Origin of the sequence: Microbacterium sp. CH-015, from assembly GCF_049707015.1 — a bacterium.
Classification (GTDB): Bacteria; Actinomycetota; Actinomycetes; order Actinomycetales; family Microbacteriaceae; genus Microbacterium; species Microbacterium aurum.
On the sequence record NZ_JBNAFJ010000002.1, the window covers coordinates 328,997 to 344,001 of the forward strand.

A 15,005-nucleotide genomic window follows, 5' to 3' on the forward strand; every position below is an offset into this window, starting at 1 on the left:
ACAGCCTACTGGCCGTGCGGGCCTACTCAGATCCACGGCAAAGGATCGGCGGATGCGTAGGAGGAAACCTACGACTGCGTCAGGCGCTGCGCCGCCGCCGCGATGCGCTCGTCGGTCGCGGTGAGCGAGAAGCGCACGTGCTGCGGGAAGTGCGTGCCGTAGAAGTGCCCGGGGCCGGCGAGGATGCCGAGGTCGGCGAGTCTTGCCATGCTCTCCCACGCGTCGACGCCTTCGGTGGCCCACAGGTACAGGCCGCCTTCGGAGTGGTCGATGCGAAAGCCCCCCGCTTCCAGTGCCGGCTTGAGCACGGCACGGCGCGCCCGATACCGCTCCCGCTGCTCCGCGACGTGCGCGTCGTCGGCGAGGGCCACCGTCATCGCGGCCTGGACCGGCGCCGGCAGCATGAGCCCCAGGTGCTTGCGTGCCGTCACCAGAGCGGCGACGATCCCGGAATCCCCCGCGAGGAACGCCGCGCGGTAGCCGGCGAGGTTCGACTGCTTACTGAGGGAGTAGACCGACAGCACACCCGAGCGGTCGTCGCCGACGACGCGGGGATCGAGGATGCTGGGGACGCGCTCCCCCGCCCACGGTCCCTCCCAGCCGAGCTCGGCGTAGCACTCGTCGCTGGCGATCACGGCGCCGAGCTCCCGCGCGCGGGCCACGGCGGCCCGCAACTCGGCGATATCCAGGACGCGACCGTCGGGGTTTCCGGGCGTGTTGAGCCAGACAAGGCGTGTGCCGTCGAGCCATTCGGCGGGGTCATCCGAGGCGAACGGCGTCGCCCCGACGAGCTTCGCGCCCACTTCGTAGGTGGGATAGGCCGCGCGCGGGTGCACGACGACGTCGCCCGCGCCGATGTCCAGCAGCAACGGCAGCAGGGCGACGAGCTCTTTGGAGCCGACCGTGGGCAGCACCTCGCCCACTCCCAGTCCGGGCACGCCGCGCCGGCGGTCGTACCAGGCCGCGATGGCTTCGCGCAGGGCCGGGGTGCCGACCGTCTGCGGGTACGCGTGCGCGTCGGTGGCCGCGCGCAGCGCGTCGGCGACGACGGCGGGGGTCGCATCCACCGGGGACCCGATCGACAGGTCGACCGCACCCCCGGGGTGTGCGGCGGCGCGGCGCGCGTACGGGGCGACGGCGTCCCAGGGGTAGTCGTCGAGGTCGCGGACGGCCACGAAGGTCAGTGCTCCTGGGGCGGGAGCGCGGCGATGATGGGGTGGTCCTTCGGGATCACGCCGACCTTGGCGGCGCCACCGGGCGAGCCGATGTCCTCGAAGAACTCCACGTTCGCGGTGTAGTAGTCCTGCCACTCGTCGGGCAGGTCGTCCTCGTAGTAGATCGCCTCGACGGGGCAGACCGGCTCGCAGGCACCGCAGTCGACGCACTCGTCGGGGTGGATGTACAGCGAGCGCTCGCCTTCGTAGATGCAGTCGACGGGACACTCGTCGATGCAGGCACGGTCCTTCACATCCACGCACGGCAAGGCGATCACATATGTCACGCCTTCGAGTCTAGTTCGTGGTGTCGGCCTCGGCGTCCGGCGTCGCCGGCACGGCCCGGTCGGATGCCGTGGAGCCCCCGCTCGACCGCAGGGACGGCCAGGCGACGACGAGAGCGGTGAGGATCGGGACGGCGATGGTCCAGATGACGCCGGTGGAGATCGTACCTTCCGCCGGCGCGGGCACCACGACCGATCCGCCCGGACCGCGCCCGGAGAAGACCAGGGTGGCGATCATGGCGCCCATTCCCGCGGCGAGAGCGGACCAGCGATCGAGCGTCAGCAGCCGCACGGCGAGAAGCAGCGCACCGGTGCCGACGATCGCCACGATGAGGCCCACCGGCAGCGCACCCCACATGGCCGCCTGCCCGATGGTGCCGGCGACGCCGTAGACGAGCCCGATGACGACGGACACGACCCACGTGCCGATGCGCGCGATACCCACGCCGGGAGTCTACGCGGCGGCATCCGTTGGAGAGCCGTGAATGGCGCTCCGGATGCCGGATTCACAGCCCGTGGCGCTTTTCGAAGGTCTGCGGCGATCAGGCGGCGAGTCCCCAGAGCCGCAACAGTGCTGCGACGAGCGCGGCGGCGACCACGACGACGAGGAACGGCGCCCGCACGATGAGGAGCCCGGCCGCCACGACGAGGGCGGGCACCCGCGCGTCGAGCACGATCTGCTGGCCGACGCCGAGCGTCTGCACCGCCACGAGGGCGCCGAGGAGCGCCACCGTGAGCAGGTCGACGATGCGCGACGGCGCCGGCGCCTCGAACCATCGGGGCGGGATGAGGTAGCCGACGGCCTTCAGCGCGAAGCACAGCAGGGCCGCGGCCAGCACGGCGGTCCAGAGGGTCACGTCCCCTGCCCCGGTCCCTCGGCCCGCCGCGGGGCGGGCGCCTCGCCGAGGACGGGCGGGGGCGTCGCAGACGCGCCGAGCCAGTTCGTCCATCCCACGACGATCGCGACGACCGCCGCGACGAGCACCGGCATGCCCGGCATGAGCACCGGCGTCAACACCGTCGCGACGACCGCCGCCGCGATACCGACCGCGATCGCCTGCCGCTGCCGCAGCCGGGGCCAGAGCAGGGCGAGGAAGGCCGCGGCGGCCGCCGCATCCAGTCCGTACGCGCGGGGGTCGCCGAGCACATCGCCGAGGAGCGCACCGAGGAGCGTCGTGAGGTTCCAGCCGATGTAGATGCCGATCCCGGTCACCCAGAAGCCGACCCGGCGGGCGCGCGGCTCGGTGTGCGCCAGCGCGACGGCGGTGGATTCGTCGATCGTGAAGTGCGGCGCGATCAGTCGACGCAGGCGGTCGACGCCGACGACCGGCGCCATCCGCAGTCCGTACGCGACGTTGCGGATGCCCAGCAGGCCCGCCGAGGCGATCGCGGCCGGGGCCGCCGCGACTCCCCCGGCGCCGATCACCCCGATGAACGCGAACTGCGATCCGCCGGTGAACATCACGAGGCTGAGCACGCAGGTCTGCCAGATATCCAGACCGGATGCCGTGGCGAGCGCCCCGAACGAGATCCCGTAGGCGCTCGTGGCGAGGGCGACGCCGAGCCCTTCGCGCCACGCGCGACGCGAGGCGTCCGCGGCGGCATCCGTACTCACCCGCCCGAGCCTACTGGGCTGGCGTACCCTGGCAGGCATGGACACCAGCGAGCGCGCACAGAAGCGCATCCGCGCCCTCACCTTCGCGTCGGTCTACCCGCTGTACATCCAGAAGGTCGAGCGCAAGGGACGCACGAAGGCCGAGGTCGACGAGGTCATCCGCTGGCTCACCGGGTTCGACGACGCCGACATCGCCCGTCACGTTCGCGACGGCTCGACGTTCGTCGAGTTCTTCGACGACGCGACGCTCAACCCCCACGCGGGGCTCATCACCGGGGTCATCTGCGGCGTGCGGGTCGAGGAGATCGACGACCCGTTCATGCAGAAGCTGCGCTACCTCGACAAGCTCGTCGACGAGGTCGCCAGGGGCAAGGCGATGGAGAAGATCCTCCGCGCCTGACACACCCCGGCGGCGACGCGGCGGTCAGGCGCTGGCGTCCTGGCGCTTCGCGCGGGCCGTCGCGCGGCCGCGCTCGGTCGCGTCGAGCACGACCTTGCGGATGCGCACCTTCTCGGGGGTGACCTCGACGCATTCGTCGTCGCGGGCGAACTCGAGCGACTCCTCCAGCGAGAGCACGCGCGGCGGAGTCATCGACTCGAAGGAGTCCGACGTCGACGAGCGCATGTTCGTCAGCTTCTTCTCCTTCGTGATGTTGACGTCCATGTCGTCGGCGCGGGAGTTCTCGCCGATGACCATGCCTTCGTAGACCTCTTCGGTGGGCTGCACGAAGAAGCTCATCCGCTCCTGCAGCGCGATCATCGCGAAGGGGGTGACGACACCGGCGCGGTCGGCGACGATCGAGCCGTTCTGGCGCGTCGTGATCTGACCGGCCCAGTCGTCGTAGCCGTGCGAGATGGCGTTGGCGATGCCGGTGCCGCGCGTCGTGGTGAGGAACTCGCTGCGGAAGCCGATGAGCCCGCGGGAGGGCACGACGAACTCCATCCGCACCCAGCCGGTGCCGTGGTTGGTCATCGTGTCCATGCGGCCCTTGCGGGCGGCCAGCAGCTGCGTGATCGCGCCGAGGTACTCCTCGGGCGCGTCGATCGTGAGGTGCTCGAAGGGCTCCTTGAGCTTGCCGTCCTCGCCGCGGCGGGTGACCACCTGCGGCTTGCCGACGGTGAGCTCGAAGCCCTCGCGGCGCATGTTCTCGACGAGGATGGCGAGGGCGAGCTCGCCGCGGCCCTGCACCTCCCACGCGTCGGGACGGCCGATGTCGACGACCTTGAGCGAGACGTTGCCGATGAGCTCGCGGTCGAGGCGGTCCTTGACCATGCGGGCGGTGAGCTTGTGGCCCTTGACCTTGCCCATGAGGGGCGAGGTGTTCGTACCGATCGTCATCGAGATCGCGGGGTCGTCGACGGTGATCGCCGGCAGCGGGCGGACGTCCTCGGGGTCGGCGATGGTCTCACCGATCGTGATCTCCTCGATGCCGGCGATCGCGACGATGTCGCCGGGGCCGGCCGACTCGGCCGGGTAGCGCTCGAGGGCCCGGGTCTTCAGCAGCTCGGTGATCCGGGCGTTCGAGTGCGAGCCGTCGTGGCGGACCCACGCGACCGTCTGCCCCTTCTTCAGCGTGCCGTTGAACACACGCAGCAGGGCCAGGCGGCCGAGGAAGGGCGACGAGTCGAGGTTCGTGACCCATGCCTGCAGCGGCGCCTCGTCGTCGTACGACGGGGCGGGAACGTGCTCCAGGATCGCCTCGAACAGCGGCTCGAGGTCGTCGTTGTCGGGCAGCGACCCGTTCTCGGGACGGGTGCGGGATGCCGCGCCCGCCCGCCCGGACGCGTAAACCACCGGGACGTCGAGCAGCGCGTCGACGTCGAGGTCGGGCACGTCGTCGACGAGGTCGGAGGCGAGGCCCAGCAGCAGATCGTGCGCCTCCTCCTCGACCTCGGCGATGCGGGCGTCGGGGCGGTCGGTCTTGTTGACGAGCAGGATGACCGGGAGCTTCGCCTCGAGCGCCTTGCGCAGCACGAAGCGGGTCTGCGGGAGGGGACCCTCGGAGGCGTCGACGAGCAGGACGACGCCGTCGACCATCGACAGGCCACGCTCGACCTCGCCGCCGAAGTCGGCGTGACCGGGGGTGTCGATCACGTTGATGGTGACGGGCGCGTCGGTGTGGATGCCGTTGTAGGTGATCGCCGTGTTCTTGGCGAGGATCGTGATGCCCTTCTCACGCTCCAGGTCGTTCGAGTCCATCGCGCGCTCTTCGACGTGAGCGTGCTCGCCGAACGAGCCGGTCTGGCGCAGCATCGCGTCCACGAGGGTGGTCTTACCGTGATCGACGTGCGCAACGATCGCGACGTTGCGGAGATCCGGACGGAGGGCGTGCGCCATGAAGGGTCCTCAGAGTGCAGATTGGGGCGCCACCCGGATTCGGGGGCACCCCATTCTACAAGGCGCGCCTGAAGGGTCTCCGACAGAGCCCCTTCTCGGCGCGGCAGACCTCAGCTCGCCGCCTGCTCCCCCTGCGACAGGAGGGCCGCACGGGCCGCGCGACGCGCGCGCTGCGCAGCCGGGTCCGGCACCGGGACGGCGGCGATGAGTCGCTGCGTGTACGGGTCCTTCGCGGCGCGGAGGATCTCGTCGCGGGTGCCGGTCTCCACGAGCTTGCCGTGGTGCATCACGGCGATGCGGTGGGCGAGGATGTCGACGACCGCGAGGTCATGGCTGATGAAGAGGCACGCGAACTGCAGCTCCTGCTGCAGTTCCTGCAGCAGGTCGAGGAACCGCGCCTGCACCGACACGTCGAGGGCCGACGTGGGCTCGTCGGCGACGAGCAGCTCCGGCGCCAGCGCCAGGGCGCGGGCGATGCCGACGCGCTGCTTCTGACCGCCCGAGAGCTCGTGGGGGAAACGGTTGCGGTAGGACGCCGGCAGCTCCACCTGGCTGAGCAGATCCTCGACGCGCTTGTCGAGGTCCTTGCCGCTCGCGACGCCGGCGAGCAGCATCGGCTCTCCGATGGACTGGCCGATCGGCATCCGGGGGTTCAGGGAGGATGCCGGGTCCTGGAAGACGATGCCGGTCTTGCGACGGATCTTGAACAGGTCCTTGCGCGAGGCATTCGAGATGTCCGTGCCGACGGCGGTCAGCTTCCCGTCCGCGATCGGCAGGAGGCCGATGGCGGCGCGACCGAGGGTCGTCTTGCCGGAGCCCGACTCCCCCACGAGTCCGACGATCTCGCCCGGGAAGATGTCGAGATCGATGTGCTCCGCGGCGCGGAACGCCGGAATGCGGCCGCGCTTGGGGTACTCGATGGCGACGTCCTGGAAGCTCAGCACGGGCGTGCGGGTCTCGACGACGGCCTTGACCTCGCTGGCGCGCTCGCGCAGCGCCGCGAGAGAGGACTCCTGCTGCACCTCGAGGGCCGTCGGCTCCTCGATGACGCCGATCCCGAGGTGCGGCACGGCGGCGAGCAGCTGCTGCGTGTACGGGTGCTTCGGCGCGGCGAAGATCTGCTCGACCGAGCCGGACTCGACGACGACACCGTTCTTCATCACCATGATGCCGTCGGCGAGGTCGGCGACGACGCCCATGTCGTGGGTGATGAGGATGATGGCCGAATCGAGGCGCTTGTGGAGGTTGCGGAGGAGGTCGAGCACCTCGGCCTGCACCGTCACATCGAGCGCCGTCGTGGGCTCATCCGCGATGAGCAGCAGCGGGTCGCACGAGATCGACTGCGCGATCATGGCGCGCTGGCGCTGGCCGCCCGACAGCTGGTGCGGGTACTTGTGGAACGACTGCTCCGGGTTCGGCATCTCGACCATGCGGAGTAGCTCGACGGCGCGCTCCTTCGCCTCGGACGGCGCGAGCGCGCGGTCGTGCGAGCGGAGGGCCTCCATGATCTGAAACCCGATCGTGTAGACGGGGTTCAGCGCCGTCATCGGCTCCTGGAAGATCACGGCGATGTCGTTGCCGCGCAGCGACCGCAACGTCGCGTCGTCGACGCCGCGCAGCTCGCGCCCGAGGAGCTTGATCGAGCCGGTGACGCGCGCGTTCTCCGGGAGGAGGCCGAGGAGCGACATCGAGCTCGTCGACTTGCCCGAACCCGACTCGCCGACGATGGCGAGCACTTCGCCGCGGCGGACTTCGTAGTTCATGTCGATCGCGGCCGGGTAGAACTGGCCGTCGACCCAGAACTCGACGCCGAGGTTGGCGACCTCGAGGATCGGCTGCTGGGGGTCGTGTGCCGCGACGCTCGTGGCGCCGGTGCGCGTCTTGTCAGTCATGAATGGGTTTCCCTATCTGCAAAGCTTGAAGTCATGTCTTTTCAGGAGGTCGACTACCGGCCGCTCTTCGGCCGAATCCTCTCCGTCGCCACGATCGTCGTCTGCGCCTTCGGCGCGGTGGCCACTGTCGTGACCGATCCCCTCGCCGCCCTGCGCTTCGTGTGGCCGCTGCTGCTGGTGGCGTGGCTCGCCTGGGCGATGTACTGGCGTCCGGGTCTCGTCGTGGCAGAGCACGGCATCACCGTGGTGAACCCGCTCCGCACCCACTTCGTGCCGTGGCCGAACATCACCGCGATCGACACCCGCTACGCCCTGACGCTGCGCGTCGTGTCCGCCGACGACCGCGGCCGACAGGTGCGCGTGTGGGCCGCGCCGGCGTCCGGACGCCACCGCACCCTCGGACTCTCGCCCAAGGACTTCGACGGCATCGGCGACTCGGCCCGAGGTGTGCACGGCGAGCTGCGCCCGTCGGATGCCACGACGACGCCGATCGGCAACCTCGCGCAGCTCGTGCGCGGCCGCTGGGAACGCCTGCGGGACACCGGTGCGTTCGCGAGCGGCATCGACCCGGAGGCCTCGACCGTCGTGTGGCACCGCGGGACGATCGCCGTCGCCGCCGCGCTGGGCGCGGCGACGGCGATCGGCCTGCTGGTCTAGCAGCATCACGGACCCGGTTCCTTACCGCTCGGGGTCGAGTGGCTTGTGCTGGGTGTCGCCGGGCTCCTCCGGACGCGGGTCGTGATAGTTCACGACGTCGCCCGTGTAGATCGCCTCGCCCGAGACCGTCACCGACGGTGCGTCGGTCGACGGCGTGGTGTCGACGACCGGAGCCGCCGGTCCTGCCGCACGTCCGGCGCGGGCCATCGCGCGCTCGCTGGGCATCTTCTTCTGACGCGGGTCGAACGCGTCGCGCAGGCCGTCGCCGATGAAGTTGACGCACAGCGCGATGACGATGATGAAGACACCCGGCCACCAGAACAGCCACGGACGGGTCGCGAAGGCGGCCTGGTTCTCCGAGATGATCTTGCCGAGCGAGGTGTCGGGGCTCTGCACGCCGAAGCCGAGGAAGCTCAGTGCCGACTCGAGCAGGATCGCACCGGCCATCAGCAGCGTCGCGTTGACGACGATGACGCCGACGGCGTTGGGCAGGATGTGGCGGAAGATGATCCGTCGGTCCCGCGCGCCGGAGACCCGGGCGGCATCCACGAACTCGCGCTCGCGCAGCGACAGGAACTCGCCGCGCACGAGCCGGGCCAGCGTCGTCCATGCGAAGACGCCGATCACGACGCCGAGCACGGCCGCGCCGAGGCTGCCGAACGTGTTGCCGAGCACCGAGCCGATGACGATCAGCGGGATCGTGATGATGATGTCGGTGAAACGCATCAGCACCGCGTCGGTGACCTTGCCGTAGAAGCCGGCGATCGCGCCGATCACGACGCCGATGACGGTCGCCACGACACCCGCGATGACCATCACCATGATCGACTGCTGCGCACCGCGCATGACCACGGCGAAGATGTCGCGGCCGACCTCGTCCTGACCGAACGGGTGCTCGCCGAACGCCGGCGGGAACAGGCTCAGCGTGGGCTCGCCGTTGTTGAGCTTCGCGGGGATCTGGTTCCAGTCGTACTTCCACCAGCCGGGGATGCGGATGTTCCAGAGGTCGACACCCACCGACGTGAAGGCGAGGACGACGATGAACGCCAGCACGATCATCGAGATGAGGGCCGCAAGGTGCCGGAAGAACCGGCGGCGGACGATCTGCCCCTGGCTGAGACCCTCGGTCTCCTTCTGCTCGATCGAGATCTCGGCCTTGGCCTCGGTCTCGGTCGTCGTGGGCTCGTTGGAGGAGATGCTCATGTCAGCCCACCTTGATTCTCGGGTCGAGGGCCGCGTACACGAGGTCCGCGATCAGGTTGAAAACGACGGCCAGGGTGCCGGTCACGACGAAGAACGCCATGACGGGGTTCGGGTCGTGCGCGCCCAGGGCGTTGATGAAGAGGCTTCCCATGCCGGTCCAGCCGAAGACCTTCTCGGTGATCACCGCGCCACCGATCAGCGCGCCGATGTCGAACGCGATGATCGTCGTGATGGGGATGAGGGCGTTGCGGAATGCGTGACGCACGACGACGGTCCGCTGCGTCAGGCCCTTGGCCCGTGCCGTGCGGATGTAGTCCTGGTTCATGACCTCGAGCAGGCTCGCCCGCGAGTAGCGGGTGTAGCTGGCGAACGAGATCAGGATGATCGCGATCGTCGGCAGGAGGAGGTGCGTGAACAGGTCGATACCCTGCACCCAGAAGTTGCCGCCGAGGCCGGGGGTCGACGCGCCGACGGTGGCGATCGGCCGACCGCGCACACGCGAGGACGCCGAGTAGGCCGCCCAGTACGACATGTACTTGTCGAGCGCGATGAAGCCCGCGACGAGGAAGCCGGTGATCATCGTCGTGCGGACGACAGGGCCGCGGTCGGGCTTGCCCATGAACCAGCCGATCGCACCGCTCACCATGAGGGTGCCGAGGGCGTACAGCAGGAACGTGATCATCGTCATGCCGTTGAGCAGCGAGTTCATCATCGGGAAGTACAGCGCGATGCCGATCGCCGCGACGATGAGCGCGGCGTAGAGCGCCTTGCGGTTGCGCAGGCCGACGGAGATGGCGGTGACGCCCACCGCGATGCCGACCGCGAGGAAGGCGTAGACGACGATGCCGATCTGCGGGTCGGCGAACCACTTCGTGACCGACAGGGCGGCGAGCACGACGCCGGTGGCGACGGCCGAGGCGCCGAAGACGATCAGACGCCGCTTGGCCTTGCCTCCGAGAAGCGACATCCAGATGAGCCCCATCAGCAGGGACACTCCGATGATCACGGGGACGGATATCACCGGATTCGCGAGCCAGTTGTTCATCTGGATGGCGCCGTACTGCTTGAGCAGGACCGCGACCCAGAAGATCGGCAGCGAGAAGAACAGGAACGACATCAGCGTCACGCCATAGTCGAAGCCGGTGTACTGGCGCAGCGCCGACACGATGCCGACGGTGATGCCGAGGATGATCGCCACGATGGTGGCGGTCGTGACGAGCGTCAGCGTCGCAGTGATTGCGTTGCCCAGGAGGGCGTTGACCGACTGGTTCTGGATGCTGATGCCGAAGTCGCCGCGGAAGATGCCACCGAGCCACAGGAAGTAGCGCAGCGGCGGTGCGACGTCGAGGTTGAGGAGTTTGGACCGAGCCTCCATCAGCTCGGCCTTATTCGGAGCGTTGCTCTGCCTCAGGTCTTCTAGGGGATCACCCGAGTAGGACACGAGGATGTACATCAGGAACGTCGCGGCGAAGAGTACGAAGATCGACGCGATCAATCGCCGGATGATGAATGAAGCCATGGTGTGGCGCCCTGCCAATCGATGAGTCGGCGCAGGAAACGAGGCCGGCTGGGTAAGTGCCGGCCTCCGGATCGCGCCGCGACGAGAAAGTCTAACGCAGGAGGGTGCAGGCCCCCGAAGCGACCTGCACCCTCCCTAGGTTCGATACCGGGTGGGACCCGGCATCACACCGTTTTCTCGCGCTTACTCGGCGGTACCGCCGTCAGTGACTTCCCAGTCCCATGCGTTCCAGAAGATCGTCGGAGCGAGGATCGACGGGTCGATGTTGGTGACACGGTCGCTGAACGCCGTGACCTCCGGGAACTGGAAGATGGTGACACCGTAGAAGTCATCCCACAGGGCCTTGTCGATGTCCTGCTGCAGGGTGATCTGCTTCTCGGCGTCGAACTCCGTCTGCAGCTCCCTGACCGCGGAGTCCACGGCCTCGCTGGAGTAGAAGTTCATGTTGTTGATGCCGCCGGTCTCGAAGGTGGGCAGCGAGTTGGTCACGCCGAGGCTGGTGGACTGCCAGCCGAACAGCGAGGCGTCGTAGGCGCCCGGCGTTCCCAGGAGGCCGCCCCACTCGGTCGAACCGCAGTCGGTGACGTTGAAGCCGGCCAGGCCAGCGGACTGCTGGATCAGCGCGAACTCGTTGACACGGCGCGGGTTGTTCGATGCGTAGAGGATGCAGACGTCACGGTTGGTGATGCCCGACGAGTCGAGGAGAGCCTTGGCGCCCTCAATGTCGACCTCGGCGAACGCCTCGGAGCCGTTGTTGGCGACCGAGTCGTCGTAGCCCTCGGCGCCCGGGACGAAGATCTGCGAGCTGCGCAGCAGCGCGCCCTCGCCCGCGATGGGCTTGATGAGCTTGTCGAGGATCTCCTGGCGGGGAACCGTCTTGAGGAACGCCTCGCGAACCTGCGGGTTCGAGAAGATGTTCTCCGGGTTCTTGCCCTGGTCGAACTGCAGGTCGAGGTGTTCGTACGTGCCACCGACGCCCTGGTTGACCGTGATGCCGTCGATGCCGTCGAGCGCGGTCACGATGTCGGCCGTGGCCTGCGGCTGGATGATGTCGACCTCGCCGTTCTCCAGCGCCTGGACCGCAGCGAGCGGGTCCGGGATGAAGCGGATCGTGATCTCCTCGATGTTGGGCGAGTTCTCACCCTTGTACTCGGGGTTGGCCTTCAGCGTCACGAACTGGTCGGCGACGTAGTCCGTGATGATGTACGGGCCGCTCGCGGTGACGAGGTCGGTGTCCGACGGCATCTCGGTGAAGTTGAAGCCCGAGTTCCAGAACGACGAGAGCTTCGCGAGGCTCGCGGCGTCCTCGTTCTGCACGGCGTCGAGGACGGCCTGCTTGGCCTCCGCGGCGTCATCGATGCCGAGCGACTTCTCGGCAATGATGTGCGCGGGCAGCGGCGACGTGAAGGCGAGCTCCCAGTCGACGTAAGGCGCGTCGTACTTCATGGTGATCGACTTGCCGTCGTCGCCGACCTCGGGGGTCTCCGACACGAGGCCGAGGCCCGAGGTCGGGGTGGCGCCCGAGTCGAAGTAGACGACGTCGGTCGGGAAGGCGTCGGTGAACTCGCCCGTCTCGGGGTCGGTGAAGTCGTCCGGGTCGAAGTCCGGCGTGTCCAGCGAACGCGACAGCGCAGCCCAGTTCAGGAGGAGGTCGGCGGCGTCGACGTCGGTGCCGTCGGACCACTTCACACCGTCGGCGATCGTGTACTTGACGGTCAGCGGGTCTTCGCTCAACACCTCGTACGAGCCGAAGGACGTGTTCTGCACGAGCTCCGGGACGTTGTTGTAGTAGTTGAACCCGTCGAGCACCAGGTAGTTGATGTTGTTGTTCGCCGTGGCATTGCCGAACGACGTGTTGCCGTTCATCGAGTAGAACGCCTGGTTCCACGCTGCGGTGATCGACGAGCCCTCAACGAGACCGGAGTCGTCGTTGTTGTTGTCGCCGCCACCGGCGGCGCAGCCCGAGATCACCAGTGCGCCGGCTGCGGCGAGTGCCACCGCAGCCGAGATGCGCTTCATTCTCACTGTTCCTCCTGTACAAGGTTGTGCGCACGCGGCAGACAGGGCTGACGGGGCGCGGATGGAACAACATAAGCACGCGCTGGGCCGTGCTCAAAACGATCGACGGAAAAAGTTACAGAGCCTTAACTCGGTGCGGCGGGATTGTGACATTCTGACAACGTGAGGGACTCGCACATCGCGAAATCGCAAAGCTTCAGCCGCACGCACCAGCAGTTGTGGTGGGAGGTCGCGATCGTCCTGATGCTGTCTGTGGGGCGCTCGGCGGTGTACTCCGTGCTCTCACTCGTGCAGGCCCTCACCCGGGAGCAGGCGCTCGGCGACCAGTCGACGTCGCTGAACCCCGGCGCGAACGCGCAGCAGTTCTGGGATGTGCTCTACCAGTTCGTCGCGCAGTTCTTCGCCCTCGCGCCGATCGCGCTGGCGATCTACCTGCTGTGGGAGCCAGGGGTGTCCGCGTTCCGGCGGATCGGGCTCGACTTCCGCGCGTTCGGCCGGAATGTCGGTGGCGGCGTGCTGCTGGTGGCGGTCATCGGCATCCCCGGACTCGGCCTGTACGTCGCCGGCCGCGCCCTCGGGATCACGGTGCAGGTCGACGCCTCGCCGCTGGATCCGTCGTGGTGGACCGTCCCGCTGCTGCTGCTGGCCGCGGTGCGGGCCGGGTTGACGGAGGAGGTCATCTTCATCGGATACCTCTTCGACCGGCTACGGCGCCTGGGCTGGGGCACCTGGGCGATCATCCTGTCGACGGCCGCCCTGCGCGGCGCGTACCACGCGTACCAGGGCTGGGGTCCCCTGGCGGGCAACATCGCGATGGGCATCGTGTTCGGCTGGGTGTACCACCGCTGGGGCCGCGTCATGCCGCTCGTGATCGCCCACACCCTGATCGACGTCATCGCGTTCGTCGGCTATCCGCTCGCCGCCGCGTGGTGGCCGACCCTGTTCAGCTGAGCCCCGGCATCCGGTCGCGTCCGGGCGCCCCCGCCCGCCCGCGCCGCGCCGGGTCGACCCATCCGCGAGACGCGGACCGTGCACCGAGACACGCTCCGTGCACCCGTGTCTCGGTGCCGGGACGGTGTCTCGCAGGCGAGGGCCCCGGAGCGGTGCGCTCTCCACAACGCGCGAATCCGCGGAGTTGTCCACCGATTGCCCCGGGGTGCGCCCGCGCGCGAGTGCGAGCGAGTGGAATCGGGGGATGCCGCCCCTCTCGCTCGCAGACCTCACCCCGTGCCCCGTCATCCTCATCCCCCGCCGCGCCGACTCTCACCTGGATCGTGCCGTGCGATCCGGGGAGATGGTCCGCGTGCGCCGCGGCATTTACGCGGTCGCGGAGACCTGGCACTCGCTCGCGCCGTGGGAACGATATCGCGCACGGGTCTACGCTGTCGCGATCGATTACCCCGACGCGATCTTCATCCGCGAGTCCGCTGCCGTTCTGCGAGGGATGCCGGTGTTCGGCGAGCCGGAGTTCGTCCACGTCGTCCTCCCCGGGTCCACGACGAGCCGCGCTGCGGGCGATCTGCGGATGCACGGGGCCCAGCGACTCCCCGAGCACGACCGGATTGGCGGCCTGCTCGTCGCGACCGTCGCCGAGATCGCAGCCGACGCGGCGAGCCTGCAGCATCCGGCCGTGGGTCTCGCCGTCGTCGGAGCGGCGTTGCGAGAGGATGCGGAGTTGTCGCCCGACGGGATCAGATCGCTCCTCGACGCGCGTCCGTCATCGCGTGGCTGGCGACGAGCGCAGTGGGTGCTCGAACGCGCGAGCGATGTACCGGAGTCGGCGCTCGAGAACGTCAGCCTCGCGAGCATCGAATGGTTGGGCTTTCCGGAACCGGAGTTGCAGGTGTGGGTTCGCGGCGAGCATCCTGGCGACGATGATCGGATGGACTTCGGCTGGCGCCAGTGGCGCATCGGCGCGGAGGCGGACGGGGAGATCAAGTACAGCGGCGAGTTCGGCGATGCACGCACGGCGCTGCGGGAGCGCGGCATCCGCGATGCGCGGCTCATGAGGCGCGGGGTCTCGACGGTGCGTCACTGGGGGTGGCGCGAGGTCTCGGCCTGGGAACTGTTGCGCACCATCCTGCTCAGCGCGGGGCTGCCGCAGCTGCGCCCCCTCGAGATGGCGCCGCTGCGCACGCTGGCGCGCGCGCTCCGCGGGCGCGGATGACGCCGAACGGGGGGCGGGGCGCGGCCGCCCCCCAGCCCCCAATAAATTATTGATCGCACGATTACCCACAACACAAGGGGGGTGGGCGCGGCCCTCG

At 68.8% G+C, this 15,005-nt stretch carries 14 protein-coding genes; 4 read left to right on the forward strand and 10 right to left on the reverse strand.

The genetic code is table 11. The annotated features are described in order from the left end of the window. Positions 1–68 precede the first annotated feature (68 nt). The 5 genes from dapC to ACPYN4_RS06390 form a co-directional block, all read right to left on the reverse strand. Positions 69–1,175: a succinyldiaminopimelate transaminase gene (gene dapC, locus ACPYN4_RS06370; RefSeq protein WP_424445927.1), complete on the reverse strand. Its 1,107-nt coding sequence runs from the start codon at positions 1,173–1,175 to the stop codon at positions 69–71. A 5-nt stretch (positions 1,176–1,180) separates the two neighbouring features. Next, a complete protein-coding gene (gene fdxA / locus ACPYN4_RS06375; protein WP_076690410.1) occupies positions 1,181–1,501 on the reverse strand; it encodes a ferredoxin in 321 nt (106 codons plus the stop codon). 10 nt (positions 1,502–1,511) lie between these two features. Then, positions 1,512–1,943, reverse strand: coding sequence for a histidinol dehydrogenase (locus tag ACPYN4_RS06380; protein ID WP_281652398.1), 432 nt, complete (start codon positions 1,941–1,943; stop codon positions 1,512–1,514). 97 nt (positions 1,944–2,040) lie between these two features. Continuing rightward, entirely contained in the window at positions 2,041–2,355 is a 315-nt protein-coding gene (locus ACPYN4_RS06385; RefSeq protein ID WP_076690408.1) for an AzlD domain-containing protein, read from the reverse strand. Further along, the gene (locus ACPYN4_RS06390) at positions 2,352–3,152 is read right to left on the reverse strand and encodes an AzlC family ABC transporter permease (RefSeq protein WP_424445928.1); all 801 of its coding nucleotides are present in this window, start codon (positions 3,150–3,152) and stop codon (positions 2,352–2,354) included. Before ACPYN4_RS06390 ends, ACPYN4_RS06385 begins: the two co-directional genes overlap by 4 nt. Here ACPYN4_RS06390 and ACPYN4_RS06395 point away from each other — a divergent pair. Then, positions 3,151–3,513, forward strand: a complete 363-nt coding sequence (locus ACPYN4_RS06395) for a DUF2200 domain-containing protein (RefSeq protein ID WP_287271890.1) — start codon at positions 3,151–3,153, stop codon at positions 3,511–3,513. The genes ACPYN4_RS06390 and ACPYN4_RS06395 overlap by 2 nt on opposite strands. Positions 3,514–3,537: 24 nt before the next feature. Here ACPYN4_RS06395 and typA read toward each other — a convergent pair whose 3' ends face one another. Continuing rightward, positions 3,538–5,451, reverse strand: coding sequence for a translational GTPase TypA (gene typA, locus ACPYN4_RS06400; RefSeq protein ID WP_287271892.1), 1,914 nt, complete (start codon positions 5,449–5,451; stop codon positions 3,538–3,540). Positions 5,452–5,561: 110 nt separating this feature from the next. Continuing rightward, positions 5,562–7,343, reverse strand: a complete 1,782-nt coding sequence (locus tag ACPYN4_RS06405; protein WP_287271894.1) for a dipeptide ABC transporter ATP-binding protein — start codon at positions 7,341–7,343, stop codon at positions 5,562–5,564. Between the two features lie 33 nt (positions 7,344–7,376). On the opposite strand from ACPYN4_RS06405, the gene ACPYN4_RS06410 reads away from it, so the two are divergent. After that, entirely contained in the window at positions 7,377–8,000 is a 624-nt protein-coding gene (locus ACPYN4_RS06410) for a PH domain-containing protein (protein ID WP_287271896.1), read from the forward strand. A gap of 21 nt (positions 8,001–8,021) precedes the next feature. Here the strand turns inward: ACPYN4_RS06410 and ACPYN4_RS06415 are convergent, their stop codons facing one another. The 3 genes from ACPYN4_RS06415 to ACPYN4_RS06425 all read right to left on the reverse strand — a co-directional run bounded on the left by ACPYN4_RS06415 (position 8,022) and on the right by ACPYN4_RS06425 (position 12,741). Further along, entirely contained in the window at positions 8,022–9,203 is a 1,182-nt protein-coding gene (locus tag ACPYN4_RS06415; protein ID WP_287271898.1) for an ABC transporter permease, read from the reverse strand. Between the two features lies 1 nt (position 9,204). Then, positions 9,205–10,722 carry an ABC transporter permease gene (locus tag ACPYN4_RS06420; RefSeq protein ID WP_287271900.1) on the reverse strand — a complete coding sequence of 506 codons (1,518 nt, stop codon included), beginning with the start codon at positions 10,720–10,722 and terminating at the stop codon, positions 9,205–9,207. Positions 10,723–10,905: 183 nt separating this feature from the next. After that, positions 10,906–12,741, reverse strand: a complete 1,836-nt coding sequence (locus ACPYN4_RS06425; RefSeq protein WP_287271901.1) for an ABC transporter family substrate-binding protein — start codon at positions 12,739–12,741, stop codon at positions 10,906–10,908. Between the two features lie 162 nt (positions 12,742–12,903). On the opposite strand from ACPYN4_RS06425, the gene ACPYN4_RS06430 reads away from it, so the two are divergent. Together ACPYN4_RS06430 and ACPYN4_RS06435 are read left to right on the forward strand one after the other, a co-directional pair. Beyond that, a complete protein-coding gene (locus tag ACPYN4_RS06430; RefSeq protein WP_287271903.1) occupies positions 12,904–13,692 on the forward strand; it encodes a CPBP family intramembrane glutamic endopeptidase in 789 nt (262 codons plus the stop codon). 244 nt (positions 13,693–13,936) lie between these two features. Next, positions 13,937–14,908 (forward strand): type IV toxin-antitoxin system AbiEi family antitoxin domain-containing protein, encoded by a 972-nt coding sequence (locus tag ACPYN4_RS06435; RefSeq protein ID WP_287271905.1) that lies wholly within the window; start codon positions 13,937–13,939, stop codon positions 14,906–14,908. The last annotated feature ends 97 nt before the right edge of the window (positions 14,909–15,005 follow it).